Annotated in this window: 25 protein-coding genes and 1 tRNA gene; 10 read left to right on the top strand and 16 right to left on the bottom strand. The window is 67.9% G+C overall.

All coding sequences use genetic code 11. The annotated features are described in order from the left end of the window. Positions 1-61 precede the first annotated feature (61 nt). Positions 62-3,214 carry a DUF3427 domain-containing protein gene (locus tag ACIRHA_RS37180; protein WP_403855168.1) on the bottom strand — a complete coding sequence of 1,051 codons (3,153 nt, stop codon included), beginning with the start codon at positions 3,212-3,214 and terminating at the stop codon, positions 62-64. A gap of 88 nt (positions 3,215-3,302) precedes the next feature. Next, on the bottom strand, positions 3,303-3,938 hold the full coding sequence (locus ACIRHA_RS37175) for an ATP-binding protein (RefSeq protein ID WP_403855166.1): 636 nt from the start codon (positions 3,936-3,938) through the stop codon (positions 3,303-3,305). Positions 3,939-4,129: 191 nt separating this feature from the next. On the opposite strand from ACIRHA_RS37175, the gene ACIRHA_RS37170 reads away from it, so the two are divergent. Both ACIRHA_RS37170 and ACIRHA_RS37165 read left to right on the top strand, forming a co-directional pair. Beyond that, complete coding sequence (locus ACIRHA_RS37170; RefSeq protein WP_403855164.1) at positions 4,130-4,978, top strand: helix-turn-helix domain-containing protein; 849 nt, start codon at positions 4,130-4,132, stop codon at positions 4,976-4,978. Further along, a complete protein-coding gene (locus tag ACIRHA_RS37165) occupies positions 4,975-5,223 on the top strand; it encodes a DUF397 domain-containing protein (protein WP_403855162.1) in 249 nt (82 codons plus the stop codon). The genes ACIRHA_RS37170 and ACIRHA_RS37165 overlap by 4 nt, the downstream gene beginning before the upstream one ends. On the opposite strand, the gene ACIRHA_RS37160 is transcribed toward ACIRHA_RS37165, so the two are convergent. Next, positions 5,138-6,211, bottom strand: coding sequence for a hypothetical protein (locus ACIRHA_RS37160; RefSeq protein WP_403855160.1), 1,074 nt, complete (start codon positions 6,209-6,211; stop codon positions 5,138-5,140). The genes ACIRHA_RS37165 and ACIRHA_RS37160 overlap by 86 nt on opposite strands. Before the next feature lie 230 nt (positions 6,212-6,441). Here ACIRHA_RS37160 and ACIRHA_RS37155 point away from each other — a divergent pair, with 230 nt between their 5' ends. Further along, positions 6,442-6,915 carry a carboxymuconolactone decarboxylase family protein gene (locus ACIRHA_RS37155; RefSeq protein WP_403855348.1) on the top strand — a complete coding sequence of 158 codons (474 nt, stop codon included), beginning with the start codon at positions 6,442-6,444 and terminating at the stop codon, positions 6,913-6,915. Positions 6,916-7,005: 90 nt separating this feature from the next. Beyond that, positions 7,006-7,311 carry a hypothetical protein gene (locus tag ACIRHA_RS37150; RefSeq protein ID WP_403855158.1) on the top strand — a complete coding sequence of 102 codons (306 nt, stop codon included), beginning with the start codon at positions 7,006-7,008 and terminating at the stop codon, positions 7,309-7,311. Positions 7,312-7,318: 7 nt separating this feature from the next. On the opposite strand, the gene ACIRHA_RS37145 is transcribed toward ACIRHA_RS37150, so the two are convergent. The 3 genes from ACIRHA_RS37145 to ACIRHA_RS37135 form a co-directional block, all read right to left on the bottom strand. Then, positions 7,319-7,693, bottom strand: coding sequence for a VOC family protein (locus ACIRHA_RS37145; protein WP_403855156.1), 375 nt, complete (start codon positions 7,691-7,693; stop codon positions 7,319-7,321). Between the two features lie 5 nt (positions 7,694-7,698). Beyond that, positions 7,699-8,697 carry a GlxA family transcriptional regulator gene (locus ACIRHA_RS37140; protein ID WP_403855346.1) on the bottom strand — a complete coding sequence of 333 codons (999 nt, stop codon included), beginning with the start codon at positions 8,695-8,697 and terminating at the stop codon, positions 7,699-7,701. 92 nt (positions 8,698-8,789) lie between these two features. Beyond that, positions 8,790-10,259, bottom strand: a complete 1,470-nt coding sequence (locus ACIRHA_RS37135; RefSeq protein ID WP_403855344.1) for a DUF445 domain-containing protein — start codon at positions 10,257-10,259, stop codon at positions 8,790-8,792. 312 nt (positions 10,260-10,571) lie between these two features. Here ACIRHA_RS37135 and ACIRHA_RS37130 point away from each other — a divergent pair, with 312 nt between their 5' ends. After that, positions 10,572-11,891 carry an SGNH/GDSL hydrolase family protein gene (locus tag ACIRHA_RS37130; RefSeq protein WP_403855154.1) on the top strand — a complete coding sequence of 440 codons (1,320 nt, stop codon included), beginning with the start codon at positions 10,572-10,574 and terminating at the stop codon, positions 11,889-11,891. Between the two features lie 163 nt (positions 11,892-12,054). Here the strand turns inward: ACIRHA_RS37130 and ACIRHA_RS37125 are convergent, their stop codons facing one another. From ACIRHA_RS37125 to ACIRHA_RS37110, 4 genes are read right to left on the bottom strand one after another with little or no spacing between them, the layout of a single operon-like run. Then, positions 12,055-12,762 carry a DUF1707 domain-containing protein gene (locus ACIRHA_RS37125; RefSeq protein WP_403855152.1) on the bottom strand — a complete coding sequence of 236 codons (708 nt, stop codon included), beginning with the start codon at positions 12,760-12,762 and terminating at the stop codon, positions 12,055-12,057. A 26-nt stretch (positions 12,763-12,788) separates the two neighbouring features. After that, on the bottom strand, positions 12,789-13,766 hold the full coding sequence (locus ACIRHA_RS37120) for an ATP-binding cassette domain-containing protein (protein ID WP_403855150.1): 978 nt from the start codon (positions 13,764-13,766) through the stop codon (positions 12,789-12,791). A gap of 17 nt (positions 13,767-13,783) precedes the next feature. Further along, complete coding sequence (locus ACIRHA_RS37115) at positions 13,784-14,548, bottom strand: ABC transporter permease (protein ID WP_403855342.1); 765 nt, start codon at positions 14,546-14,548, stop codon at positions 13,784-13,786. A 52-nt stretch (positions 14,549-14,600) separates the two neighbouring features. Next, on the bottom strand, positions 14,601-15,404 hold the full coding sequence (locus ACIRHA_RS37110; protein WP_403855148.1) for an ABC transporter permease: 804 nt from the start codon (positions 15,402-15,404) through the stop codon (positions 14,601-14,603). Between the two features lie 159 nt (positions 15,405-15,563). Here ACIRHA_RS37110 and ACIRHA_RS37105 point away from each other — a divergent pair, with 159 nt between their 5' ends. Beyond that, complete coding sequence (locus ACIRHA_RS37105) at positions 15,564-17,834, top strand: transglycosylase domain-containing protein (protein ID WP_403855146.1); 2,271 nt, start codon at positions 15,564-15,566, stop codon at positions 17,832-17,834. A gap of 78 nt (positions 17,835-17,912) precedes the next feature. On the opposite strand, the gene ACIRHA_RS37100 is transcribed toward ACIRHA_RS37105, so the two are convergent. Together ACIRHA_RS37100 and ACIRHA_RS37095 are read right to left on the bottom strand one after the other, a co-directional pair. After that, positions 17,913-18,215, bottom strand: coding sequence for a co-chaperone GroES (locus tag ACIRHA_RS37100; protein WP_266718636.1), 303 nt, complete (start codon positions 18,213-18,215; stop codon positions 17,913-17,915). Between the two features lie 124 nt (positions 18,216-18,339). After that, on the bottom strand, positions 18,340-18,687 hold the full coding sequence (locus tag ACIRHA_RS37095) for a DUF3618 domain-containing protein (RefSeq protein WP_403855144.1): 348 nt from the start codon (positions 18,685-18,687) through the stop codon (positions 18,340-18,342). Between the two features lie 135 nt (positions 18,688-18,822). Here ACIRHA_RS37095 and bcp point away from each other — a divergent pair, with 135 nt between their 5' ends. From bcp to ACIRHA_RS37080, 3 genes are all read left to right on the top strand, one after another. After that, positions 18,823-19,290 (top strand): thioredoxin-dependent thiol peroxidase, encoded by a 468-nt coding sequence (gene bcp, locus ACIRHA_RS37090; RefSeq protein ID WP_266710760.1) that lies wholly within the window; start codon positions 18,823-18,825, stop codon positions 19,288-19,290. A gap of 174 nt (positions 19,291-19,464) precedes the next feature. Then, the gene (gene proP / locus ACIRHA_RS37085; protein WP_403855141.1) at positions 19,465-20,967 is read left to right on the top strand and encodes a glycine betaine/L-proline transporter ProP; all 1,503 of its coding nucleotides are present in this window, start codon (positions 19,465-19,467) and stop codon (positions 20,965-20,967) included. A 46-nt stretch (positions 20,968-21,013) separates the two neighbouring features. Next, positions 21,014-21,097, top strand: a tRNA-Leu gene (locus ACIRHA_RS37080). Between the two features lie 59 nt (positions 21,098-21,156). On the opposite strand, the gene rdgB is transcribed toward ACIRHA_RS37080, so the two are convergent. From rdgB to ACIRHA_RS37060, 4 genes are all read right to left on the bottom strand, one after another. After that, positions 21,157-21,762 carry an RdgB/HAM1 family non-canonical purine NTP pyrophosphatase gene (gene rdgB, locus ACIRHA_RS37075; RefSeq protein ID WP_403855139.1) on the bottom strand — a complete coding sequence of 202 codons (606 nt, stop codon included), beginning with the start codon at positions 21,760-21,762 and terminating at the stop codon, positions 21,157-21,159. 25 nt (positions 21,763-21,787) lie between these two features. Beyond that, the gene (locus ACIRHA_RS37070) at positions 21,788-22,180 is read right to left on the bottom strand and encodes a hypothetical protein (RefSeq protein WP_403855137.1); all 393 of its coding nucleotides are present in this window, start codon (positions 22,178-22,180) and stop codon (positions 21,788-21,790) included. Between the two features lie 157 nt (positions 22,181-22,337). Then, positions 22,338-23,072: a ribonuclease PH gene (gene rph, locus ACIRHA_RS37065; protein WP_403855135.1), complete on the bottom strand. Its 735-nt coding sequence runs from the start codon at positions 23,070-23,072 to the stop codon at positions 22,338-22,340. A gap of 89 nt (positions 23,073-23,161) precedes the next feature. Next, the gene (locus tag ACIRHA_RS37060) at positions 23,162-23,395 is read right to left on the bottom strand and encodes a PTS glucose/sucrose transporter subunit IIB (RefSeq protein WP_326015591.1); all 234 of its coding nucleotides are present in this window, start codon (positions 23,393-23,395) and stop codon (positions 23,162-23,164) included. A 190-nt stretch (positions 23,396-23,585) separates the two neighbouring features. Here ACIRHA_RS37060 and ACIRHA_RS37055 point away from each other — a divergent pair, with 190 nt between their 5' ends. Further along, entirely contained in the window at positions 23,586-24,869 is a 1,284-nt protein-coding gene (locus tag ACIRHA_RS37055) for a PTS transporter subunit EIIC (RefSeq protein ID WP_403855133.1), read from the top strand. Positions 24,870-24,955 lie beyond the last annotated feature (86 nt).

Genomic DNA, 24,955 nt, shown 5'->3' with positions numbered 1-24,955 from the left:
GTGACACTTGGCGCCGGAATGTCACACCTCCGGGGTAGGACCCGCCCACGCCATCGCGTGACTATCCGGAGAGCTGGGACCAGCGTCGATAAAGGTCGACCGGAAGCGTGTGCTCCAACTCCAGAGTGAGCCGCATCGGACGGTCATTCTCATGAGTCACGTAGGTAGCCGGTCCCACGTAAACGTACGAGGGCGCTCCAAAGCCTTCGTCCTTCTTTGTCTCGCGGACGAACAGGTGCAAGCTGCTACCTCGCTCACGGTGGTTGACGTAGCGATCACCGGTTTCAGACCCTTCAGAAGTACGGCTCTGGGTCTCCCATTGGAAGAGCCTAGGGCTGATCACGCGGTCCTCGTACCTGGTCGTCTCGGAGAAATGTTTCTCGGATTTGACTAGGTCGATGAAGAACACGTCCGCCTGTTCATCCTCGAACCATGTCACTCCAGTGGGCTGGCCCTTGTACTCGCCGCCGAACGCCGCCTCCGCCTCCCTCCTGGTGTAGTGGGCGTGAACGTGCAACGGGTTGGGTCCACCGGCATCAAGCGGGCGAGTGACACGCTGTAGGCGCTCACGGAGCTCAGGCACAAGTTGCTGAAGTTCCGCCCTACGTCGGTGCTCCAGCAGCATTCTTTCCAGTGCCACCTCAGCAGGGCTGGCACGCAGAGCGTCGCCCCACAGGACACTGTTCGCCATAGCGGCAAGCCTACGTAGACGCTCTACAGGCCAGTCGCGGACGCCAGCCTGCAGCCCGTCCAAACCACTGGCCTCAGACAGTAGGCCAAGGTAGGCCAACCGTTCAGGGTCATCTATATGTAGAGAGCGACGGAGCGCCTTGCAAAATTCGTTGTCGGCCGGCCCGGCCGGAGGCACGGACAGGCCCGCATCCTCCCTCAGTTCACTCCACGTACCTCGTTTGGGTCGATACACATCCTCGACCTCGGTACCCGTATTCTCCAGAAACTCACTCAACGACACGTCGCCCAGCCGCTTCAGTTCGGCAACGGACTGCGACCAGCGCGGCCTGAGCGTGCGCTGGAGGCTATCGAGCACGTATTTGCGTGCCACCCGGTCCAGTTGGACAGCACATCCGCTGGGAAGTGTTGGAAAATCTCGCTCAACCTCTCGGGCTACCTGGCGGTGGCTGGCTCCAGTCAGGGCACGCATCGCCGGTTCGAAACGGAAGTCCGCGTGCTGGGCCCCAATGAAGTCCAGCACGGTCAAGCTGGTCTTGTTCTCCGCATGACGCAGACCGCGCCCGAGCTGCTGCAGGAAGACCGTGGCACTTTCAGTTGGGCGCAAGAGCAGAAGTGTATCGACGCGCGGAATGTCAACGCCTTCGTTGAACAGATCCACAGTGAACAGCACCTTGATGCGACCTTGTTCAAGGTCCAACACCGCTTGTCTACGTTCCTGCAAACTTGACTCACTGGTCAGCGCGCGTGACGGCAGGCCTGCCGTGGTGAGCTTCTCTGCCATGTAGCGGGCATGGGCGATAGATACGCAGAATCCGAGGGCACGCATCGCATGCGGGTCGAGGACCTTCTCATGGATCTCGCTCAGGATGATGCGCACGCGCGCATCGTCCCCGGTATACAGCTGCTCCAGATCACGCACCTGGTATCCGCTTCGACGACTGAAGCGCAAGCTTCGAAGATCGGTCTCGTCGTTAATGCCGAAGTAGTGGAAGGGCACCAACAGGCCGCGTTCGATGGCTTCCCACAACCGCAGATCGACTGCAGTGTGACCACCGAACCACCGCGTAATATCGTACTCGTCCGTGCGTTCCGGGGTGGCTGTGAGGCCAAGCAATTCCTTCGGGGCAATGTGAGTGAGAAGGTCCTCATATGTGCGAGCCCCCGCATGGTGAAACTCGTCGACGATCACCATGTCGAACTTTTCCGGGTGTAGATCCTCGTAGCCGGAACTAGCAAGGGACTGAATCGAAGCAAAGACATGCCGCCACCCGCCAGGCCGCTCGCCATTGACGTACATCTCGCCAAAGGCGCCATCCTTCAACACGTGTCGGAAGACCGACCGACTTTGTGTGAGGATCGATTCCCGATGAGCAACGAATAGCAGGCTGTCGACCTTCCCCGCCTGTCGCAGCGCTCGGTAATCGAGGGCGGAGACTACGGTCTTGCCGGTACCAGTCGCCATGACGACGAGGTTGCGGTGGCGCTCATGGAGTTCCCGCTGTGCTTGCAATTCGTCCAGGACCTCCCGCTGATGTGGATGAGGCTGGATATCGAACGGGGCAAGTTCGATGGGTAGTTGAGCCGGTCCGCTACGTTCGGTGCTCAGTGCATCAGCAAGCCGCATGCGGTCTCGCTCATTGTTCGGGTCGTACGGCTCGAACGCTGGATCCGCCCAGTAATCCTCAAACGTATCCGTGATCGACGTGACGAGCGTCGGGGACTCCATCTGGGATAGACGGACGTTCCACTCCAGTCCGTCGACAAGCGCAGCCTTCGACATGTTGGACGAGCCCACGTAGGCGGTGGAGGTACCGCTCTCACGATGGAAGTGCCACGCCTTGGCGTGCAGCCGCGTGGCTTGCGTCTCGTATGAGATCCGTACCTCAGCGCCGAGTTCAGCTAGCGCATCAACGGCCCGCTGATCTGTCGCTCCCATATAAGTCGTCGTGATGACGCGCAGGCGCTTGTCGCGACGATGGACATCCCTAAGCTTCCCCAACAAGAGTCTGAGACCAGACCACTTGATAAATGCACAGATCAGGTCGACTCGGTCGGCTGATTCCAACTCCCGCTGAAGCGCATGCCCGACGCTTTCCCGTGAGCGGTTGGCAAAGAGCGCACTAGTCGCCAGCGAAACATGCGGACGATCCGGGAAGATCTTTTCACCAGGCAGAGGTACTCGCTCTGCTACGGCCAGGAGCAGGTCATTCGTCTCGGCAACCGCAGCCTCTTCTCCGGATTGAGTCGGCGAGAGACGCCCCAACTCCTCGACGATTCGATTGACCGCTGCGACCTGGGCCGCCAACCGCTGAGCAGCACCATCGGCACGCCCATGCTTAGCGTGCGCCCGCAACGTCCTGCGAACCAGATCTCCGACATAGCGACCCAAGATCTCAGGGGCATCTTCTGGGTCCAGAGGTTCGCGCTGCACCCGCCCCTCAGATGCAGCATCGACCGTGCTTTGGTCGAGTTCATTGGTCACAATGTGCTCGTAGAGCCCGGAGGCGAGTGGTCTAGGCATGAGTGCACTGTAGAGGCGTGCACTGACATTTCTTCCAGCAACTGCCCCCACAGGGCCGACGCCAGAGGGCTTGGGTCACCTCACATCATCAACGAGTCACTTCACGATCAAAGCGACGCTCGGCGCCCTCAAGGAGCTCATCTGTGTCGTGCCCATGGGCACGAGCCCAGCAGAGCAGGTCCGCGATCAAGGCGACCGCTGCCGGCTTGTCAGCACCCACCTCCACACGCGTGCCCGCCAGTCCAGCCGCTCCATACATCTGGAGCAGTCCTTCGGCTCGGTCGACAGCCACGCTAGGGACATGCCCTCCCGCTACGTCGATCCCGGTGTCTAGCTCGCACCACATCACCTTGCGCTCGGCCTTGATGAGCACGCCCCATCGATTGGCCACCGCGTCCAGCATCCGAACGCCGCGACCGCTTTCACTGTCGCCCGCAGCAAGGAGAAGCGTGGGCAGCGCCCGCAAATCCGGGTCCTGTACCTCGATGCGGAGGAAGGCGCCGTTCATGAGCAGGCTCAACTCGGTGGGGGTGCCGATACCTACGTGCGTGATCACATTGGAGACCATCTCCGTCACACAGAGCTGAGCAGAGTCGACAAGGTCGTGTAGACCCCAGTGCATGAGGTGCAGCCGCACGATGCGACGCAGGCCGGCCAGTTCCTCAGGCTCAGCGGCAAAGGCCAACTCCCAAGGCTTTCGAGATACGCAGTTCTGCTTGGTCACAGGCTCGCCCTCCCATAGAGGCACAACAAATCCCGCTCCAGGGGCCCGAGTTCGACACAGCCCACTCAACACAGCGTGACCGCATCCGATCCCTACTTGCAATTTGCAGAGCGGGATTCCCACGAACGAGTGATTGGCAAGCACACTCCTTGGCGCGGAGACTGATCCTCGCTAGCGAGGAGGGTGTCTAGATGGCTGGATCTCCGACAGCACGACGTCGGCGACTGTCGTTCGAGCTGAAGAGGCTTCGCGAGTCAAGCGGCATGACTTGCGCGCAAGTTGGCGCCGCCGTCGACTGGAGCGGCTCCAAGGTGAACCGCATGGAGACCGGTCACGGGCGAGTTCAACCGTCCGACGTGGAGGCGCTTTGTCGGCTCTACGAGACCACTGACGAACTGCGGGAGTTCCTGAAGTCCCTTGCGCGGCAAGCCAAGACGAAGGGCTGGTGGCAGGTTCATGGGACAGGCGTCCCGGAGTGGTTCAACATCTACATCGGGTTGGAGCAGGAAGCATCTTCGTTCCGTCAGTACCAGTGCGAGATCCTGCCCGGATTGATGCAGACACCCGCCTACATCCGGGAGTTGCACTTCGCTGGCTCCCACATGAAGCCGGACGACGCTGAGCGAGCCGTCCGCGTACGTCTCGAACGCCAGCAGATGCTGGCAGGTGAGGACGCCCCGGACACATGGTTCGTGGCCAGCGAAGCGACGCTGCGAAACGTGATCGGAGACCGTACGGTCATGCGTGAGCAGCTGGAACACCTGGCGGTGGTGGCACAGTTCCCTGCGGTCACCTTGCAGGTTCTGCCGTTCGACGCGAGTACGTACCCTTTGACCGGATCCTTCACGATCCTGGGCTTCCCCGACCAGGAGGATCCCGACGTCGTATATCGAGACGGCATTACCGACGCCACGTACCTCGAAGGGGAGCACCATGTTCGGGAGTACACGAGAGCCTTCGACGGGCTTCGGGCAGCTGCACTGAGTCCGCAACGTTCCCTTCAGATGATCCAAAGCATCACCAAGGAGTACGCACGGTGACGACGAACGCACGCCAGCACACGTCTGGCGAGGACACCCACCAGCTCAATTGGTTCAAGGCGTCTTACAGCAACGGAGCCGGTGGCGAGTGCCTGGAGTGTGCAGTGGAGTCCAGCCACTCTGTCCTCGTGCGCGACTCCAAGTGCACGGACGGAGCCGTCATCCCCTTCGGGTCCCGCCCCTGGGCCCACTTCCTGCTCTCCCTCCGGGACCCCGCCCCCCACGCCCCTCGGGCCCAACCGTAGAACCCCCGCCCCGCCGCGACGGATTGACGACCAACGCAGGCGCCCGGTGGCGGCGCGCCGCGGTCAGCGCCGTCCGGATCTCCCCCGCCACCCCCTCCGCCCGCCCCCGCAGGTCCTCCGCCGTGACGGCCAGGACCGGGAGCCCCGCGGCGGCGAGGCGGTTGCGCTGCGACAGAGTTCGGCGCCAGGAGGCCGGGTCCAGGTGGTACTCGCGGGAGTCGACCTCCAGGGCCAGGCCCTCCGCCGGCCAGTACGCGTCCGGGCGGGCCAGGAAGACACCCGTGCGCGGATCGTGGAGGTTCGGGTTCCAGAGGGGTTCTGGGAGGGAGTAGCGGCGGATCAGCGCGCGGGCGTCCGCCTCCAGCGGTGAGTGGATGCCCGCCGTCAGGTGGTCCGTCGCCCGCGCCACGTACAGGGCGTAGCGGCGCCGCGACGCGGCCAGCTCCGCCAGCAGTTCCTCCGGCGTGCAAAAGCCCCGCTGCACCGCCTCCGCAAGGAGCGCCGTCACGTCACGTTCGCACGCCAAGCCCGGCACCGCGTCCGCCACCGCCCGCGCGACGGCCGCGCAGCGCAGGCCCGCCATCGGGTGGTTCTCCGGCAGGCGCCGCGTGCGGTGCACCTTCACGTACGACGTTCCGCGCGCGCCCGCCCCCTCGTACGGGACCAGTACGTCCACCCATCGCAAGCGCTCCGGGCGCGGGGCCGCGCGGAAACCGTGTGCCGCCAGTGCCGCGTGCCCGGTCAGCAGGGCGTGCTCACCCGCGTACAGGAGCGCCGCGCGCATGCGTTGGCGTGGGGACGGGGTGCCGGAGTGGAGGAGGTGGACCCGCGGCAGCAGCCGCTGCCACGGGCCGCCGCGGCGGCAACGGTGGTTCGTGGTCGAGTTCGCGCAGCCGAGTTCCATCAGCTGTTCGCGCGTGAGGAGTTGGTCCTGGGTGAGTGCGAGCGGGTGGCGGGCGAGGGTGCGCACGGTGGCGGTGTGGTTCACGTTGGGTTCGTCCCCGCCCCCGGGCGCGCTCACCTCTCCGTATCCGGCCCGTGGCGGGGCGCGGACCAGACTGTGACGGCTCAGCACCGCCTCGTCGCCATTTCGCGTCACAGTCCCGGCGAGGCGTGAGACCCAGATCACATTCCGTGGTGTCACACTCCCGCTCCCGGCTCCGTCACATCTACGTAGCCATCAACAAGCCCGCGCAGGGCGTACACGAGGAGACCGCCATGGAAGCCCGCCTCAACCCCTTCACCAGCCCCCTCGCAGGGAAGGTCATCAAGCACATCAACTCCGCCGGGAAGGTCGTCGCCGACTCGACGCTTCCCGGCGCCACGCAGGAGCTCGTGAAGATTCGGGCCAGCCAGATCAACGGGTGCGGGTTCTGCACCGACATGCACACCAAGGACGCCGCGCACGCCGGCGAGACCCAGCAGCGGCTCAACCTGATCGCGGCCTGGCGCGAGGCCACCGTGTTCACCGACGCCGAGCGCGCCGCGCTCGAACTGACCGAGCAGGGCACGCGGATCGCCGACGCGGCCGGCGGCGTCCCGGACGAGGTGTGGGCGAACGCCGCGAAGCACTACGACGAGGAGCAGCTCCTCGCGCTCGTCTCGCTGATCGCGATCATCAACGTCTACAACCGCATGAACGTCATGGTGCAGATGCCCGCCGGGTCCTACCAGCCCGGCCAGTTCAGCTGACGGACCCAGGGCGTAACCTCACAAATGGGTGGGTCCCGGCCCGCCCGCCGGGCACCACGCCCGGACACCACTACGCAGGAGGTTCACCCCATGGCCCGCTCCCTCCCCACCGCCCCGATAGCCGCCGCCGGACTCGTCGGGGGCTACGCCACCGCCCGGTTCACCAAGAAGCGGCCGCTGGGCGGGGCCGTGCTCGCCGTGGCCGGAGCCGCCGCCGCGACGCAGTGGACGAGGACGCGGGGCGGGAAGGTCGCGGGGGCGCTGACGGGCGCGTACGTCGCCGCGTTCGCCGGGTCGCACCCGCTGGCCAAGAAGGTGGGGGCCTGGCCCGCCGTCTTCGGCGTCGCCGGGGTCGTCGCCGCCTCGTACGTCCTCGTGGACCGCAAGGCCGCCTGACCTGCGACTAAAGGTGCGTCAGGACGTTCACGACCTTGCCCTGCGGGTCCCGTACGAAGAAGCGGCGCACGCCCCACTCCTCGTCCCGCAGGTCGTGGACGATCTCGGCGCCCGCGGCGCGCATCGCCGCGTGGACCGCGTCGACGTCGTCCACCTCGACGCTGATGTCCGGCACCACCGGGGCCGTCGCCTCGTGCGTGAAGAACTGGATCTGGGCCGTGGGGTCGGAGGGGGAGACCAGGGTCATGATCCAGCCCATGTTCATGGCCTCACGGAAGCCCAGCGTTCCGTAGAAGTCGCGGTTCGCCGTCATCGCCGCCTCGTCCGCCACCCTTACGTTCGGGACCGCTCTGCGGATGTGCGCGTCGCCATCAGTCGTCATGGCATTCATCGTCCCCGGAACGTGGCCCTGTACGCCCCCGGCGACACTCCCAGCACCGCCTGGAAGTGCTGCCGCAGCGATGTTCCGGAGCCGAAGCCCGTCTCCGCCGCGACCCGGTCCACGGTGTGGTCCGTCTGTTCCAGCAACTCCCTTGCCCGGTCGACCCGTTGGCGGTTCAGCCAGGTCATCGGGGTCACGCCGGTCTCCTCGCGGAAGCGGCGGTTGTACGTGCGGATGGACATGGCGTCGCGGGCCGCGAGCTGGGCCAGGGTGAGCGGGTCCGCCAGTCGTCCCAGTGCCCACTCCCGCGAGCGGGACGTCGACGTCGAGCCGCCCGTCTCTTCCAGCGGCACCGGCCGCTGGATGTACTGCGCCTGACCGCCCTCCCGGTGCGGGGGCACCACCGTGCGGCGCGCCAGTTCCGCCGCCACCGCCGCGCCGTGGTCCTCGCGGATCATGTGCAGGCACAGGTCGATGCCCGCCGCCTCCCCCGCCGAGGTCAACACCCGCCCCTCGTCTACGTAGAGGACGTCCGCGTCGACCGTCACCGACGGGAACGTACGGGCGAAGTGGGCCGAGGACATCCAGTGCGTCGTCGCCCGGCGGCCGTCCAGGAGGCCTGCCGCCGCCAGGACGAACGAGCCCGTGCAGATCGATACCACGCGCCCCCGGTCGCGGGCCGCCGTCAGCGCGGCCGCCAACTCCTCTTCCAGGCCGCCCGGTTCGAGCTGCTCGTCCAGCTCGTGCGACGCCGGGACGAGGACCGTGTGCGCGGCCGCCACCGTCTCCAGGCCGTGCTCCGCGTAGACCGGGAAGTCGGCGTCCGTGCGGATCCGGCCGGGGCGGGGCGCGCACGTCGTCACCTTGTAGAGGCGCTCGCCCGTGGAGGGGTCGCGGGCCGTGCCGAAGAGCTGGTGGACCAGGCCCAGCTCCATGGGCAGGACCCCGTCCCGTACGAGGACCGCCACCGGCATCGGCGCCGGCACCGGCATCGGCATCGGCATCGGCATCGGCGCTGTCGGACCCTGCGCACGTTGCGTACTCATGGCCAGATCCTTTCACTCCGCACCATCTGGCCACCCAACCACCGGAGGCCCTACGCCCCCAGCGCCCGCGACACCGTGAAGATCAGCAGGCCCGCCAGCGAACCCACCACCGTGCCGTTGATCCGGATGAACTGAAGGTCGCGGCCGATGTGGGCCTCGATCTTGCGGGTCGTGTGCTCGGCGTCCCAGCCCGCGACCGTGTCGGTGATGAGGGACGTGATCTCCGCGCGGTACGTCGTGACGACGTAGACCGCGGCGCCCTCCACCCAGCCGTCCACCTTGGAGCGGACATCCGGCTCGGACGCCATCCGGTGGCCCAGCGAGAGCAGCGACGCCCGTACGCGAAGGCGCAGCTCGCTCTGCTCGTCCTCGGCCGCCGCGACGATCATCTGGCGGACCGCGGACCAGGCCGAGGCGATGATGTCCTGCACCTCGGGACGGCCCAGGATCTCCGACTTCAGGCGCTCCACCCGGTCCCGGGTGCCGGAGTCCGACTGGAGGTCGCCCGCGAAGTCCCCCAGGAAACGGTCGAGCGCGCCGCGCGCCGGGTGGTCCGGCATGTCGCGCATCTCCGTCACGAAGCGGAGGAGCTCCTTGTAGACGCGCTCGCCCACGCGCTTGTCGACGAAGCGGGGCGTCCAGCCGGGGGCGCCGCCCTCCACCGCGTCCATCACCGAGTCCGAGTGCAGCACCAGCCAGTCGTGGGCGCGGGCGCAGACCAGGTCGACGACGCGCTTGTGGCCGCCGTCCGCCACGACCTTCTCCAGCATCTTGCCGAGGCCCGGCGCGATCTCCGCGTTGTCCGCGCGGCGCGTGATCGCCTCGCCGACGATCGCCTGCACGTCGGAGTCGCGGAGGACCGTCAGCGCACCCCTGAGTGCCGTCGCCGCCTCCGCCGTCACCCGATCGGCGTGATCCGGCTCCGCGAGCCACGAACCGAGGCGGCTGCCGATGCCGACGGCGCGCAACCGGTCCCGTACGACATCGCCCGACAGGAAGTTCTCGCCGACGAACTCGCCGAGCGACACCCCCAGCTGGTCCTTCTTGGTGGGGATGATCGCCGTGTGCGGAATGCACAGGCCCAGCGGGTGGCGGAACAGGGCGGTGACCGCGAACCAGTCGGCCAGCGCACCGACCATGCCGGCCTCCGCGGCGGCCGCTACGTAACCGGCCCAGGCGCCCGCGCCCGCGTGCTCCGCCCACGTGGCCAGTACGTAGACGAGCGCGACGAAGACCAGCAGCCCGGTCGCCATCAGCTTCATCCGGCGCACGCCGCGCCGCTTCTCCTCGTCGGCCGCGGTGAACTCGGCGACGAAGCGGCGGGCGGGGCGCGTGGGGCCGGGGGGTGCGGCGGTTCCGGTGGCTCCGGTGGCTCCGGTGGCTCCAGTGGTTCCGTCGGGGGTGGATTGGTCCGATGTGGCGCGGGAATGCTGCCTGTTGTCCGCTTCAGGAGCTTCGATTGCTTTGTCGGCCATACCAGCCTCGGCCATATCGGCATCGGTCATATCGACATCGGCCATCTCGACCGCCTTGCTCGCCCGGGTGCCCGCGGCCCCGCTCTCGGCGCCGCCCGCCCCCTGCGCCCCGCGCTTCACGTCGCCGTCCACTCAGCCCACTCCGCATCGGTCATCGGCCCGACTCGTCGACTTCGACTCGACTGTCATTCGCCTCACACATTGTCCCTTCCTGACCTACTCCCGGAACGAACCAAAGGTTCCCGGCGTCTACCTGTCCGGAGGGGGGCAGTGTCGGCCCCAGCCCGCCCCATGACGCATCATGGGTTCATCACATCGGAGCCTCGGGCTCCCCCTGCCCGAGGAGACACACACCGCATGACCAAGCGTCACGGTTATGCCTTGTTGACCGCACTTGTCGCGGTCGTCGTGATGATCTCTGCCGCCATTTACGTGGGCTTCTCCGGAGTCCTGGGCGGCGACGACAACATAGAGGCCGGCGGCGCGCACCCGCGCGGCTCCGCCGCACCCGCCTCCACCGGCACATGGGCCGGCAGCTGGTCCGCCTCTCCCGCCGGCGGCGAGCCCGGCACGGAGACGAACGGGTTCTTCGGCCACTCCATCCGGAACATCGTGCACACCACCGTCGGCGGCAACGCCGCGCGCATCACCCTCTCGAACCTGTACGGGCAGTCGCCCCTGCGCATCACGCACGCCTCGATCGCCGTGGCCTCGGCGCCCAACAATCCGACGGCCCTGTCCGACACGATGCGGCGCCTGACGTTCTCCGGGAACTCCTCGGTCGTCATCCAGCCCGGCCAGCAGGCCGTGAGCGACGCGCTGCGGATCACCGTGCCGAGCGACTCGGACATGCTGGTCACCACGTACTCGCCGACGCCGTCCGGACCTGTCACGTACCACCCGCAGGCCCGCCAGATGTCGTACGTCGCCCGGGGCGACCGCACCGAGGAGCCCAGCGGCACGCTCTACAACCAGCAGAGCCCGTACTGGCGCTACCTCAGCGCCCTCGACGTGCTCAGCAACGAGGCGCAGGGCAGCGTCGTCGTCATCGGCGACTCCCTCACCGACGGCATCACCTCCACGATGGGCGCCAACCGCCGGTGGACGGACGTACTCGCCGAGCGGCTGCGCACGGAGTCGGGTGCCCCGCGCTACGGCGTCGTGAACCAGGGCATCAGCGGGAACCGGATACTGGCCGACGGCTTCGGCCGTCCCGCGAACAACCCGAGCGGGCTTTCCCGCTTCGAGCGTGACGCGCTCAGCCGCTCCGGTGTCCGCGCCGTCATCATCGACCTCGGCATCAACGACATCCTGCGGACGCCGCAGCAGACCGATCCCGCGAAGATCGTCGACGGGCTGCGGGAGATGACGCGGCAGGCGCATGCGCGTGGTCTGCGGGTCGTCGGTGCGACGCTCATGCCGTTCCAGGGGCACCCCGGGTACCGGCCGGATCTGGAGGCGGTCCGGCAGTCCGTGAACGGGGAGATCCGTTCCGGCAAGGTCTTCGACAGCTACGTCGACTTCGATCGGGCGTTGCGGGATCCGTACAACCCGCGGCGGCTGCTCGACCAGTACGACTCGGGTGACCATCTGCACCCCAGCGATGCGGGGTACCGCAAGATGGCGGAGTCCCTCGACCTGTCGTCGCTGCGGGGGTCGACGGGGGCGGAACTGTAGCCTCCGGCGGGCACCGGGAGCGTTCCCCACGCCACGGGGCTCCGCCCCGGCCCCCGCTGCTCAAACGCCGCAGGGGCTGGACAAGATCGGGGCTCCGCCCCGGACCCCGCGCCTCAAACGCCGGCGGGGCTTGAGAAAGACCTGCTCAAACGCCGCAGAGGCTTCAATCGTCCCGGCGGTCCGACCGCCGCTCCAGCTTCTCGCGGCGGCGGGCCTCCTTGAGGCGTTGGCGCTGCGCGCGGGTGACCTTGCGTTCCACGCCGACGCCGCCCCAGAACGCGAACCCGGTGACCACCACGCGCGGCGCGCCCGCGTCACCCGGGACACCCTCCTCGGTGTGGTCGAAGCCGCCCATGATGCCGATGCCGCGCACCACGACCTCCACGCCCGGCGGCACGACCACGTTCATCCCGCCCATGACCGCCACGCAGTTGATCACGACCTCGCGCGCCTCGAAGTCCGCCTCGCGCAGATCGATCTCGCCGCCGCCCCAGAACGCGAAACAGTTGAACCGCCGCGGCGCCGTCCACCGCCCCTTGCGCTGGAACCCGGACATGATCCCGACGCCCCACGTGGAACTCGCCTCGCCCCGGATCCGCGAGGCCCAGTCGACGGCCCCCTCGGGCAGCGGCTCCTTCACGAAACTCACGGCCCCCGAAGCACCCGCCCCGACCGGCAGGTCCTTCGTCAGCGGCGTCAACTCCCCGTACGTACGCGCCTGGTACACCGCATCGAGCCGCTCGCCGAACTCCTCCATGTCGAGCCGCCCCTCCGCGAGGGCGTCCCGCAGCCGCTCGGCGACCAGTTCACGGTCGGCGTCGGAGGCGCGGAGTTCGGGGACCTGGGGCGTAGAGCCGGATTCGTCCGTCATAGGGGTCAGCGTACGGACGAGGGACGTCAAGGCGCTACGGATGTGTTCCTCGCGTACATCCGCGCGATGACCGCCTCGATGTCCGGCTCGCGGACCGACAGGTCGACCATCGGATACCGCTCGGCGATCCGCGCCACGAGCGGCGCCGCCGACTGCCCCGCCGGGAACGCCAGCCACTGCCGCGCCCCCTCCACCTTCACCACGCGCGCGAACTCCACATCCAGCGGCGGGAGTTCACGCTCCAGGTCCACGACGAGCGTGCGTTCGGCCGCCGCGCCGCCCGTCGCGTGCAGGCCCTCCAGCTCTCCGTCGTACATGAGCCTGCCGTGGTCGATGACCATCACGCGGCGGCACAGCTGCTCGATGTCGGTCAGGTCGTGCGTCGTGAGGAGGACCGTCGTGCCGCGCTCGGCGTTCAAGCCCCGGAGGAATCCTCGTACTTTGACCTTGGACACGACGTCGAGGCCGATCGTCGGCTCGTCCAGGTACAGCACCTCGGGGTCGTGCAGCAGCGCCGCGGCGATGTCCCCGCGCATCCGCTGCCCGAGCGACAGCTGACGTACCGGTGCGTCCAACAGGTCGCCCAGTTCGAGGAGTTCCACGCAGCGCGCCAGGTTCTCCTCGTAGCGGCTCTCCTCGATCCGGTACATGCGGCGCATCAGGCGGTACGAGTCGATCAGCGGGAGGTCCCACCACAGCGTCGTCCGCTGCCCGAAGACCACGCCCATCCGCTGAGCGAGGCGCGCCCGTTCGCGCGAAGGGTCGATGCCGGCGACCCGCACGCGGCCCCCGCTCGGCGTCAGGATCCCCGTCAGCATCTTGATCGTCGTCGACTTCCCCGCGCCGTTCGGCCCGATGTAGCCGACCATCTCGCCGCGCCGCACGCTGAATGTCAGCGAGTCCACGGCCCGCACCTCGCGCCGCTCCCGCCGCATGAAGCCCGTCTTGCGGCGTACGTCGAAGACCTTCTCGACCTCGTCGAGCCGGATGAACTCGTCTCCCATGGGCCCCGTTTCCAACGTCAACTCCCCGTGCTGCGATACGTACGAAGCGCCGCCCGCCAGGCGAGCAGCGCGAGGGCCAGACAGCCGGCCGCCACCAGCGGCGGCGCGAACGCCACCCAGCGCGGCAGGTCGAGCGGGTAGGGGCGGCCCAGGATGTAGAGGCCGGGCAGCCAGTTCACGAAGGCCAGGGGCAGAACGAATGTGACACTTCTCAGCAAAGTGTCACCGAAAACCGTGGGCGGGTAGCTGAGCATGGCGTTGCCGCCGAACGTCGCCGCGTTCTGCACCTCGGACGCGTCCTGCGCGACGATCTGGAACGCCGCGCCCGCGATGAACACGGCCGCGAAGATGGCGCCGCCGCTGACCACCAGGGCCGGGACGAGCAGCACCTTCAGCGGCGTCCACGGCACGTCGATCGCCGTGAGGGCCCACCCAAGCACCACCACGCCCTGCGTGACCCGCCCCAGCCTGCGCAGCGCGAACCGGTCCGCCGCGACCTGCGCGAGCACCGGCGCGGGCCGCACCAGGAACGTGTCGAGCGTGCCGTCCCGCACCCGCTGCCCGAGCCGCCCCACCGACCCGAACGCCAGATCCGCCAGGCCGAAGGACGTGCCCGCCGCCCCGTACAGGAAGGCGATCTCGGCAAGGCCGTATCCGCCGAGCCGGTCCACCTGCGAGAACATCAGCAGGATCCCGACGAACTCCAGGCCGGTCACCGCGAAGTTCCCGAACGCCGTCATCAGGAACGACGCGCGGTACGTCATCGTGGACCGGATCCACATCCCGCCGACCAGCCGGTACGTCCGCGCCGCCTCGGCAAGCACCGTGCCCCGCTCAGCCACCCTGCACCACCACCCTCCGCGTCGCGGCGGACTGCAACAGCCGCCCGGCGCCCAGCAGCGCCACGGCCCACGTCCCCTGGAACAGCAGCGCCCCGGCCACGCCCCGCTCGCCGAGCAGCACATCCGCCGGCACCTGGAGGAGCGCCGACCAGGGCAGCGCGCGGGCGAACTCGCCGAAGGCGCCCGGGAACACGTTCAGCGGCAGCAGCATCCCGGACAGGAACGTCGACACGAGTCCCGACATCTGCACGATCCCGCTGCCGTCCATCAGCCAGAACGCGGACAGCGCCACCAGATAGCGGATCGCGAAACTCACCGTCGCCCCGGCGAGCAGCGTCAGCAGGAACGCCGCCCACCTCAACGGGTTTGTGGGCAGCGCGAGTTGGAAGATGAGCGCCCCCACGGCCATCGGCACGACCCCGCGCCCCAGGAACTGAAAGGCGGCCCGGCCCAGATCCTGCGCCAGCCACCAGCACTGCAGATCCACCGGCCGGTACAGGTCGACGGCGATGTCCCCGCTGCGGATCCGCTCCATCAGATCGGCCTCGAAACCGCCACCGATCTGCAGCACCATGACCGCGAACATCGCCTGCCCGACCCATACGAACGTCAGCGCCTGCGCCTGGTCGTACCCGCCGAGCCGCGGCCGCTCGTCCCACAGCGCCATATAGGTACAGGCGATGATCAGGCCGAACACGGTGTTCGTGAAGACCCCGGCGAGGGTCGCGCCGCGATACGTCGCGTACCGCCTGAACCCTCCGGCCGCGACCGTCGCGTACAGCCGCACTGCTCCCACCAGTCCAGTCCCCCTCGCGAAATAGGCCGAAGCGCAGGAGCCTAGTCAGACCGCGCGTCGCCTGCCACGGATTTTCCGCGCGATGTAGCAGTCTTAGAGGTCTTATGTGCCATAAGAGGCGTACGTGACGTACGACGCGGATCAGGAGTTCCACAGGACATGAGCAGCGACGAGCCGGAGCAGCCGACGGAGCCCCAGGAACCGGGCAGGCCCGATGCGGGCGCCACGCCCGCCGCCGCGGGCGGCAAGGCCAAGCGGCCGGGGCGCACCGGCTGGCGGCGCCTGATCCCCACGTGGCGGATGGTGCTCGGCGGCCTCATCGGCTTCATCCTGCTGTGCGTCGGCCTCTTCGCACTCGGCTACGTCCTCGTGGACATCCCGGCCGCCAACTCGGCGGCGACCGCGCAGAGCAACGTGTACCTGTACGCGAACGGCGACCAGATCGCCCGCGACGGCGAGGTCAACCGGGAGAACGTGAGCCTCACCCAGGTACCCAAATCGGTGCAGCACGCGGTGCTCGCCGCCGAGGACCGCGACTTCTACTCCGAGTCCGCGGTCGACCCGCAGGCCATGCTGCGCGCCGCCTGGTCCACGCTCACCGGCAAGGGCAAGCAAGGCGGTTCGACGATCACTCAGCAGTACGTGAAGAACTATTACCTGGGCCAGGAGCAGACCGTCTCCCGGAAGGCGAAGGAGTTCTTCATCTCCATCAAGCTGGACCGCGAGAAGTCCAAGGACGACATCCTCGAGGGCTACCTCAACACCAGCTACTTCGGGCGCAACGCGTACGGCATCCAGGCCGCCGCCCAGGCGTACTACGGCGAGGACGTCCAGGACCTGTCGGCCGCTCAGGGCGCCTATCTCGCCGCCCTGGTGAACGCCCCGAGCGCGTACGACGTGGCCGCGCACCCCGAGAACAAGGACGCGGCCACCGCCCGCTGGAACTACGTGCTCGACGGCATGGTCAAGGAGGGCTGGCTCGACGCCTCGGACCGCGCGAACATGAAGTTCCCGACGCCCGACCAGGCCAAGGCGCCCTCGGGCCTCTCCGGACAGCGCGGCTACCTCGTACAGGCCGTGAAGGACTACATCACCGACAACAAGATCCTCGACGAGGACACCCTCGCGGGCGGTGGCTACCGGATCACCACCACGCTTCAGAAGAAGAAGCAGAACGCCTTCCAGAAGGCGGTCGACGACCAGCTGATGTCGAAGCTCGACAAGAGCGCCCGGGACATCGACAAGAACGTCCGCGCGGGCGGCGCCGCCATCGACCCGTCGAACGGCAAGGTGCGCGCCATGTACGGCGGCGTCGACTACACGAAGCAGTACGTCAACAACGCCACGCGCCGCGACTACCAGGTCGGCTCCACGTTCAAGCCGTTCGTGTTCACATCCGCCGTCGAGAACGCCTCGACCACGCAGGACGGCCGCCGGATCACCCCCAGCACCATCTACGACGGCACCAACAAGCGGTCCGTAGAGGGCTGGGACGGCGGCCACTACGCCCCCGCCAACGAGGACGACCGCTCGTACGGCAACATCACCGTCTCCACCGCCACCGACAAGTCCGTCAACGCGGTGTACGCGCAGATGGCCGTCGACGTCGGCTCCGACAAGGTCAAGCGGACCGCCCTCGACCTCGGCATCCCCTCCGACACCCCGGACCTGACGGCCTCCCCGTCGATCGCGCTCGGCCCGTCCACCGCGTCCGTACTCGACATGACCGAGGCCTACTCGACGCTCGCCAACCACGGCGAACACGGCACGTACACGCTGGTCGACTCGATCACCAAGAACGGCGAGGACGTCACGCTCCCCAAGAAGGAGACCCGGCAGGCCGTCCCCCGCGAGGCCGCCGACACCACCACGTCGATCCTCAAGTCGGTCGTCGACGGCGGCACCGGCACCGCCGCCAAGGCCGCGGGCCGCCCCGCCGCCGGCAAGACCGGCACCGCTGAGGAGGACAAGGCGGCCTGGTTCGCGGGCTACACCCCGGACCTCGCGACCGTCGTCTCGGTGATGGGCCAGGACCCGACCTCCGGCGCGCAGACCCCGCTGTACGGGGCGACGGGCCTCGACCGGATCAACGGCGGCGGGTACCCGGCGCAGATCTGGGCCCAGTTCACACAGGCGGCCCTGTCCGGCACCCCGGCGAGCGACTTCGACCTGGACCTCCAGAGCGGCGCCGAAGAGGAACCGCTGCCCTCGGACACCGAATCCGCGTCGGAATCGGAATCGGCGACCGAATCGCCCTCGGACACCGCCTCCGCGACGCCCTCGGACGAGGACACCCCGTCCGACGAACCGTCGAGCGAGACACCCCCGTCAGAGGAACCGACCGGCGACGAGGAGACGACCCAGCCCCCGGACACCGGCGGCCAGGACGGCGGCACGGACCCGAACCCGCTCGGCGCCGCGCCCAGATAGCCGAAAAAGGGCTGGTGACCACGGTCACCAGCCCTTGCTCCTGCCCTTGCTGCTGCACTTGCTCATACAGGCGGACGGCTACAGGTACAGCCCCGTCGAATCCTCGGAGCCCTCGAACCGGTCGGCCGCCACCGCGTGCAGGTCCCGCTCGCGCATCAGCACGTACGCGACACCACGCACCTCGACCTCCGCCCGGTCCTCCGGGTCGAACAGCACCCGGTCACCCGGCTCCACGGCCCGCACGTTCTGCCCGACCGCGACGACCTCGGCCCAGGCGAGCCGCTTGCCGACGGCGGCCGTCGCGGGAATCAGAATGCCGCCACCGCTGCGCCTCTCCCCCTCGGAGGAGTCCTGCCGCACGAGCACGCGATCGTGCAACATCCGGATGGGCAGCTTGTCGTCAGGGCTGGTGCTGTGCTTATCGGGATTGGCGCTCACGCCGACGAACCTACCTGCACCACGCGCACTTGTACGCCCCCGGGTCGGCCCTTGGTACGCCCCCGGGTCAGCGCTTACGCCGCCGCGAACCCACCACGAAGAGCCCGGCGACACCGACCACGACGAGCGCGACCGGCACGATCCGCTCCAGACGCGGCGCGCCCTCCTCGGACACCAACTGCCCCTTCACCTCGGAGACCAGCCGGTTCGCCCCGACGTACGCCCGGCCGAGCGTGTGGTCGACCTGCGAGGCGACCTTGGCCTTCGCGTCACCGACGATCGTCTTCGGGTGCACCCGGACACCGATCTCGTCGAGCGTCTCCGCCAGGGTGACGCGACGGCGCTTGATGTCCGCCTCGATCTGAGCCGGGGTCCGCGTATCCGGGGTATCCGACGTGCTGGACTTGTCCGACACCGCGCTGCCTCCAAGGTCGCTGCTCTCACTGCGTATGAGTAATGGACAGTCTGTCAGCTCACCGCCCACCGCACCCCCCGGCACCCCCATTACGCTCAACCGAGTCCAGTTGTCACGACGCCCCAGGAGGCCCCCATGAGCGAGCGACTGCAGCCCGGCGACACCGCGCCCGCCTTCACCCTGCCCGACGCCGACGGCAACGAGGTCTCCCTCGCCGACCACAAGGGCCGCAAGACGATCGTCTACTTCTACCCGGCCGCTCTTACCCCGGGCTGCACCAAGCAGGCCTGCGACTTCACCGACAACCTCGACGTGCTCGCCGAGGCCGGTTACGACGTCATCGGTGTTTCCCCCGACAAGCCGGAGAAGCTCGCCAAGTTCCGGGAGAAGGAGAACCTCAAGGTCACCCTGGTGGGCGACCCCGAGAAGAAGGTTCTTGAGGCCTACGGCGCCTTCGGCGAGAAGAAGCTGTACGGGAAGGTCGTCACCGGAGTCATCCGCTCCACGGTGGTCGTCGACGAGGAGGGAAAGGTCGAGCGCGCCCTCTACAACGTGAAGGCGACCGGCCACGTAGCGAAGATCATCAAGGATCTCGGCATCTGAGAATTCCCGCCACTCTCCGGGCCAACTCCGCGTGCGGAAGTTCGGGCATTGACGGAAGTTAGGGACGAAAGGTTGTGACGAAAGTCCCGAATGCTTGGGACTTTCGTTTGCAACGAACGTCCGTGAGCAGGTGGAGCCTGGAAGCGCTTTGCAGTCAGAGAAGGGATCCACTCCATGACCACCGAAACCGAGGAAGGGCTGGTGCCCGACCCGGAGGCGGTCAAGCGTCACCGCGCCTTGTTCCGCGCCGTCAAGCGGCGCAAGAACCCGCCGCTGCGCCGCACCGACATCACCGTCACCGACGACACCGCGGTGAAGCGCGCGGTGAAGGCGGCGTCACTCGGTAACGCCATGGAATGGTTCGACTTCGGGATCTACTCGTACCTGGCCGTCACCATCGGCCACGTCTTCTTCCCGTCCGGGAACGACACGGTCCAGCTGATCTCGTCGTTCGCGACCTTCGCGGTCTCGTTCCTCGTACGCCCGATCGGCGGCATGGTCTTCGGCCCCATGGGTGACAAGGTCGGCCGCAAGAAGGTCCTCGCGCTGACGATGATCCTCATGGCCATCGGCACCTTCGCGATCGGCCTGATCCCGTCGTACGCCTCCATCGGCTTCTGGTCGCCCGTCCTGCTGATCCTCTTCCGCCTCGTCCAGGGCTTCTCCACCGGCGGTGAGTACGGCGGCGCCTCCACCTTCATCGCCGAATACGCCCCCGACAAGCGTCGCGGCTACTTCGGCAGCTTCCTCGAATTCGGCACGCTCGCCGGCTACGTCGGCGCGGCCGGCCTCGTTACGATCCTGACGACGCTGCTCGGCAGCGACGGCATGGAGTCCTGGGGCTGGCGCGTCCCGTTCCTGGTGGCCGGACCCATCGGCCTGGTCGGCCTCTACCTCCGGCTCCGCCTCGACGAGACCCCCGCCTTCCAGAAGCTGGAGGACGAGTCCTCGCACCGCGCGACCGACGCCGCCTCCTCCGTGGAGACGACCGCCAAGGGCGACCTCGCGAGGATCTTCCGCGACTACTGGCCGACGCTGATCCTCTGCATCTGCCTCGTCGGCGCCTACAACATCACCGACTACATGCTGCTCTCGTACATGCCGACCTACCTGTCGGACGAGATGGGCTACTCCGAAGCACACGGCCTCGTCATCCTCATCATCACGATGATCGTCCTGATGTGCGTGATCAGCCAGGTCGGCAAGCTCTCCGACCGCTACGGCCGAAAGCCCCTCCTCATGGCGGGCATGATCGGCTTCTTCGTCCTCTCGATCCCGTCGTTCCTGCTCGTCCAGAACGGCGCCCTGTGGGCGGTCTCGCTCGGCATGCTGCTCCTGGGCCTCTCCCTGGTCTGCATGCTCGGCACCATGTCGGCGGCGCTCCCGGCCCTCTTCCCCACCCAGGTCCGCTACGGCTCCCTGTCGGTCGGCTACAACCTCTCCGCGTCGATCTTCGGCGGCACGACCCCGCTGGTCATCACCGCCCTGATCGGCCTCACCGGCTCCGACATGATGCCCGCGTACTACGCGATGGCCGCGGCCCTCATCGGCGTGATCGCGGTGTCGTGCATGAAGGAAACCGCGAAGAAGCCGCTGGCCGGCTCCCCGCCCTCGGTGGAGACGGACGAGGAAGCCGCGGAAATGGTCGAGTCCCAGGCCCCGACACCGAGGTTCTGACGCACCTGCCCCACGCGTGTGCGGGGCCATTACGATGGGCCCGCACGCGGTTGTGGCGGAATTGGCAGACGCCCGGGCTTTAGGTGCCCGTGGGAGAAATCCCGTGAGGGTTCGAGTCCCTCCAGCCGCACAGACAGAAAGGGCGCTCCCCCAGGGAGCGCCCTTCGTCGTGCGTGACCGGAGCAGGACTCAGCCCAACAGCTCCTTCACCACCGGCACCAACGCCCGGAACGCCTTGCCCCGGTGGGAGATCGCGTTCTTTTCGGCGGCCGTCAGTTCCGCGGCCGTGCGGGTGTCGTTCTCGACCTGGAGGATCGGGTCGTAGCCGAAGCCGCCGGAGCCCGCCGGGGCGTGGCGGAGGGTGCCGCGGAGTTGGCCCTCGACGACGCGCTCCGTGCCGTCCGGGAGGGCGAGGGCGGCCGCGCAGGCGAAGTGGGCGCCCCGGTGGATGTCGTCGTCGATGTCGCCGAGTTGGGCGAGCAGGAGGTCCAGGTTGGCCTTGTCGTCGCCGTGCTTGCCCGCCCAGCGGGCGGAGAAGATGCCGGGGGCGCCGCCGAGTACGTCGACGCAGAGGCCGGAGTCGTCGGCGACGGCCGGGAGGCCGGTGGCCCGGGCGAGGGCGTGGGCCTTGAGGAGGGCGTTCTCGGCGAACGTCACGCCGGTCTCACGGACGTCCGGGACCTCCGGGTACGCGTCGGCGCCGACCAGCTCGTGGGGCAGGCCGGCGTCGGCGAGGATGGCGCGGAGTTCGACGATCTTGCCGTTGTTGCGGGTGGCGAGGATGAGGCGGGTCATGCCCCCAGTGTTCCAGGAGGGGGCGTCAGGACGACGTGCAGACCTTCGTCAGTTCGCCCGCGGCGTCCGTCACCGGGTTGACGTCCGGGGTCTCGTCGCCGTTCTTGATCGACGTACGGACGTTTCCCACCGCCTTGTTGAGGTCGTCGACGGCCTTCGAGACGTCGGCGTTGTCGGTCTTGTCGCCGATGTCGTCGAGATTCTTGTCGATCTTGTCGAGGGACTCGCCGGCCTGCGTCGGGTCGTTGGACGCGTTCTCCACGGCCTGCTGGAGGTCGGCCACGCTGTCGGCGATGGAGTCGGCGGTGCGGGCACAGTCGAGTGCCTTGTCGACGGCCGAGCAGCCGACGGTGGCCGGGATCGCGACGAGTGCCGCGGTGGCGGCCAGTATGGCGAGACGGCGGTGGCGCGCGGGCATGGAAGGGTCCTCCCCCTGAAGTACGGACGGCTGGACGGCAGTTGGTGTCGTGCGCCGTCCACCCATCCGTAGTGACGCAGTCGATGGCTGTGCGGTTGCTGTGCCCGGCCAGACTACTTGGGGAGTTCTTTACCTGGTCGAAGACCCAGGTGGCGGCCTAGGAGAGGGTCTCTTCCAGTGCCTTGCGCTGGATGGCCGCGAGCTCGTCGCAGCCCGAAACGGCAAGGTCCAGAAGGGAGTTGAGCTCGTCGCGGGCGAAGGGCTCGGCCTCGGCGGTGCCCTGGATCTCGACGAAGCGGCCGTCGCCGGTGCAGACGACGTTCATGTCGGTGTCGGCGCGCACGTCCTCCTCGTAGGGGAGGTCGAGCATCGGGACGCCGCCGATGATGCCGACGGAGACGGCGGAGACGGTGCCGGTGAGCGGCTTGCGGCCGGCCTTGATGAGCTTCTTGCCCTGGGCCCAGGTGACGGCGTCGGCGAGGGCGACGTACGCGCCGGTGATGGCGGCGGTGCGGGTGCCGCCGTCGGCCTGGAGCACGTCGCAGTCGAGGACGATGGTGTTCTCGCCGAGGGCCTTGTAGTCGATGACGGCGCGCAGCGAGCGGCCGATGAGGCGGCTGATCTCGTGCGTGCGGCCGCCGATCTTGCCGCGGACGGCTTCGCGGTCGCCGCGGGTGTTCGTGGAGCGCGGGAGCATCGAGTACTCGGCGGTGACCCAGCCCTCTCCGCTGCCCTTGCGCCAGCGCGGGACGCCTTCGGTGAAGGAGGCGGTGCAGAAGACCTTGGTGTCTCCGAAGGAGACGAGGACGGAGCCTTCGGCGTGCTTGCTCCAGCCGCGTTCGATGGTGATCGGGCGGAGCTGTTCGGGGGTGCGGCCGTCGATGCGAGACATAGGGAAGAGCGTATCGGGTGCGCCGAAGGCCCCGCCCGGGTGCGTGGGGGCGGGGCCTTCAGGGGTGGACCGTGCCGGTCAGTGGCAGGTCACATCATGTCTTCGATGTCGGCGGCGATGGGGTCCGCGTCGGTGCCGATGACGACCTGGATCGCGGTGCCCATCTTGACGACGCCGTGGGCGCCGGCGGCCTTGAGCGCGGCCTCGTCGACCAGGCTCGGGTCGATGACCTCGGTACGCAGGCGGGTGATGCAGCCCTCGACCTCTTCGATGTTGTCGAGTCCGCCGAGGCCGGCGACGATCTTCTCTGCCTTCGTGGCCATTTCGTTCTCCCTGTGTTCTCCGGGCCCGCCTCTGGGCCGCTTTGTCACGGTAACCCACGGTTGGCCCATCTTCGCGGGCGGTGAACCCACCCGTGACGAAAGATGACGAGCACGGACCGACCCGTCCTCGCGACTGGTCTACACCAGTATCCAACTACTGCCAAACGTGGCTTGTTCCGGGAGGACGCCCATGAGCGCGAACGCTGCCGCCGCACCACGACCGAGCCCGTGGAGCAACTTCTTCCAGGGGCTCCAGAAGATGGGGCGCAGCCTTCAACTGCCCATCGCCGTGCTCCCGGCGGCGGGCATCGTCAACCGTCTCGGCCAGCCCGACGTCTTCGGTGACGACGGCCTCGGCTGGACCAATGTCGCCAAGGTCTTCTCGGGCGCGGGTGGCGCGCTGCTCGACGCCGACCTCGGTCTGCCGCTGCTCTTCTGCATCGGTGTCGCGATCGGCATGGCCAAGAAGGCGGACGGTTCGACGGCTCTCGCGGCGGTGGCGGGCTTCCTCGTCTACCGGGGCGTGCTGCACCAGTTCCCGATCGACTGCCCGGACGGGTCGAAGACGGTGGCGACGGGCTGCCTGGCGGACGGGGCAGTGACCGCCTCGACGTTCCAGAACCCCGGCGTGTTCGGCGGCATCATCATGGGGTTCCTGGCCTCGTTCTTCTGGGTCCGGTACCACCGCACCAAGTTGGTCTCCTGGCTCGGCTTCTTCAACGGCCGCCGGCTCGTCCCCATCATCATGGCCTTCGTCGGCATCGTCTTCGCGGCGCTGTGTCTGTGGATCTGGCCCGCGATCGGCAGCGGCCTGGAGAGCTTCTCGAACTGGCTGGAGAGTCTGGGCGCGATCGGGTCCGGCATCTTCGGTGTCGCCAACCGGGCGTTGCTGGTGATCGGCCTGCACCAGTTCCTCAACGTGCCGCTGTGGTTCCAGTTCGGCTCGTTCACGAAGCCCGACGGCACGACCGTGCACGGCGACATCAACATGTTCCTGAGCGGGGACCCGAACGCGGGCATCTACCAGTCGGGCTTCTTCCCGATCATGATGTTCGCCCTCCCCGCGGCCTGTCTGGCGATCGTGCACTGCGCGCGGCCGGAGCGGCGCAAGGTGGTGGCGGGCATGATGCTGTCGCTCGCGCTGACCTCGTTCGTCACCGGCATCACCGAGCCGATCGAGTACTCCTTCGTCTTCATCGCGCCGGCGCTGTACGCGGTGCACGCGGTCCTGACGGGTGTGTCGATGGCGGTGACCTGGGGCCTCGGGGTACACGACGGGTTCAGCTTCTCCGCGGGTCTGATCGACTACTTGATCAACTGGAATCTGGCCACCAAGCCATGGATGATCATTCCGATCGGCCTGTGTTTCGCCGTCCTCTATTACGTGATCTTCCGGTTCGCGATCACGAAGTGGGACATCAAGACACCGGGCCGCGAGCCCGAGGAGGAAGTCGAGGACATCACCAAGGCATAACGCTTTCGGCTCGTCCCCGAGCTTCTCCGCGAAGGGCCCCCTGACCACTCGGTCCGGGGGCCCTTCGAGTGCGGGAATCAAGGGTT

Source organism: Streptomyces sp. NPDC102360, assembly GCF_044766085.1.
In the GTDB taxonomy this organism is placed as follows: domain Bacteria; phylum Actinomycetota; class Actinomycetes; order Streptomycetales; family Streptomycetaceae; genus Streptomyces.
The sequence above is the reverse complement of the archived record's forward strand: the minus strand, read 5'-3'. Positions and strand labels throughout refer to the sequence as shown.

Coding starts and splice junctions, on each gene's coding strand:
- ACIRHA_RS37170 (WP_403855164.1), top strand. CDS start 4,130: ATGGCTGGATCTCCGACAGCACGACGTCGGCGACTGTCGTTCGAGCTG.
- ACIRHA_RS37145 (WP_403855156.1), bottom strand. CDS start 7,693: ATGACGACTGATGGCGACGCGCACATCCGCAGAGCGGTCCCGAACGTA.
- ACIRHA_RS37150 (WP_403855158.1), top strand. CDS start 7,006: ATGGCCCGCTCCCTCCCCACCGCCCCGATAGCCGCCGCCGGACTCGTC.
- ACIRHA_RS37140 (WP_403855346.1), bottom strand. CDS start 8,697: ATGCCGATGCCGATGCCGGTGCCGGCGCCGATGCCGGTGGCGGTCCTC.
- ACIRHA_RS37060 (WP_326015591.1), bottom strand. CDS start 23,395: ATGGCCACGAAGGCAGAGAAGATCGTCGCCGGCCTCGGCGGACTCGAC.
- ACIRHA_RS37155 (WP_403855348.1), top strand. CDS start 6,442: ATGGAAGCCCGCCTCAACCCCTTCACCAGCCCCCTCGCAGGGAAGGTC.
- ACIRHA_RS37100 (WP_266718636.1), bottom strand. CDS start 18,215: ATGTTGCACGATCGCGTGCTCGTGCGGCAGGACTCCTCCGAGGGGGAG.
- rdgB (WP_403855139.1), bottom strand. CDS start 21,762: ATGACCCGCCTCATCCTCGCCACCCGCAACAACGGCAAGATCGTCGAA.
- ACIRHA_RS37180 (WP_403855168.1), bottom strand. CDS start 3,214: ATGCCTAGACCACTCGCCTCCGGGCTCTACGAGCACATTGTGACCAAT.
- bcp (WP_266710760.1), top strand. CDS start 18,823: ATGAGCGAGCGACTGCAGCCCGGCGACACCGCGCCCGCCTTCACCCTG.
- proP (WP_403855141.1), top strand. CDS start 19,465: ATGACCACCGAAACCGAGGAAGGGCTGGTGCCCGACCCGGAGGCGGTC.
- ACIRHA_RS37070 (WP_403855137.1), bottom strand. CDS start 22,180: ATGCCCGCGCGCCACCGCCGTCTCGCCATACTGGCCGCCACCGCGGCA.
- rph (WP_403855135.1), bottom strand. CDS start 23,072: ATGTCTCGCATCGACGGCCGCACCCCCGAACAGCTCCGCCCGATCACC.
- ACIRHA_RS37130 (WP_403855154.1), top strand. CDS start 10,572: ATGACCAAGCGTCACGGTTATGCCTTGTTGACCGCACTTGTCGCGGTC.
- ACIRHA_RS37120 (WP_403855150.1), bottom strand. CDS start 13,766: ATGGGAGACGAGTTCATCCGGCTCGACGAGGTCGAGAAGGTCTTCGAC.
- ACIRHA_RS37055 (WP_403855133.1), top strand. CDS start 23,586: ATGAGCGCGAACGCTGCCGCCGCACCACGACCGAGCCCGTGGAGCAAC.
- ACIRHA_RS37105 (WP_403855146.1), top strand. CDS start 15,564: ATGAGCAGCGACGAGCCGGAGCAGCCGACGGAGCCCCAGGAACCGGGC.
- ACIRHA_RS37125 (WP_403855152.1), bottom strand. CDS start 12,762: ATGACGGACGAATCCGGCTCTACGCCCCAGGTCCCCGAACTCCGCGCC.
- ACIRHA_RS37135 (WP_403855344.1), bottom strand. CDS start 10,259: ATGGCCGATGTCGATATGACCGATGCCGATATGGCCGAGGCTGGTATG.
- ACIRHA_RS37115 (WP_403855342.1), bottom strand. CDS start 14,548: ATGTGGATCCGGTCCACGATGACGTACCGCGCGTCGTTCCTGATGACG.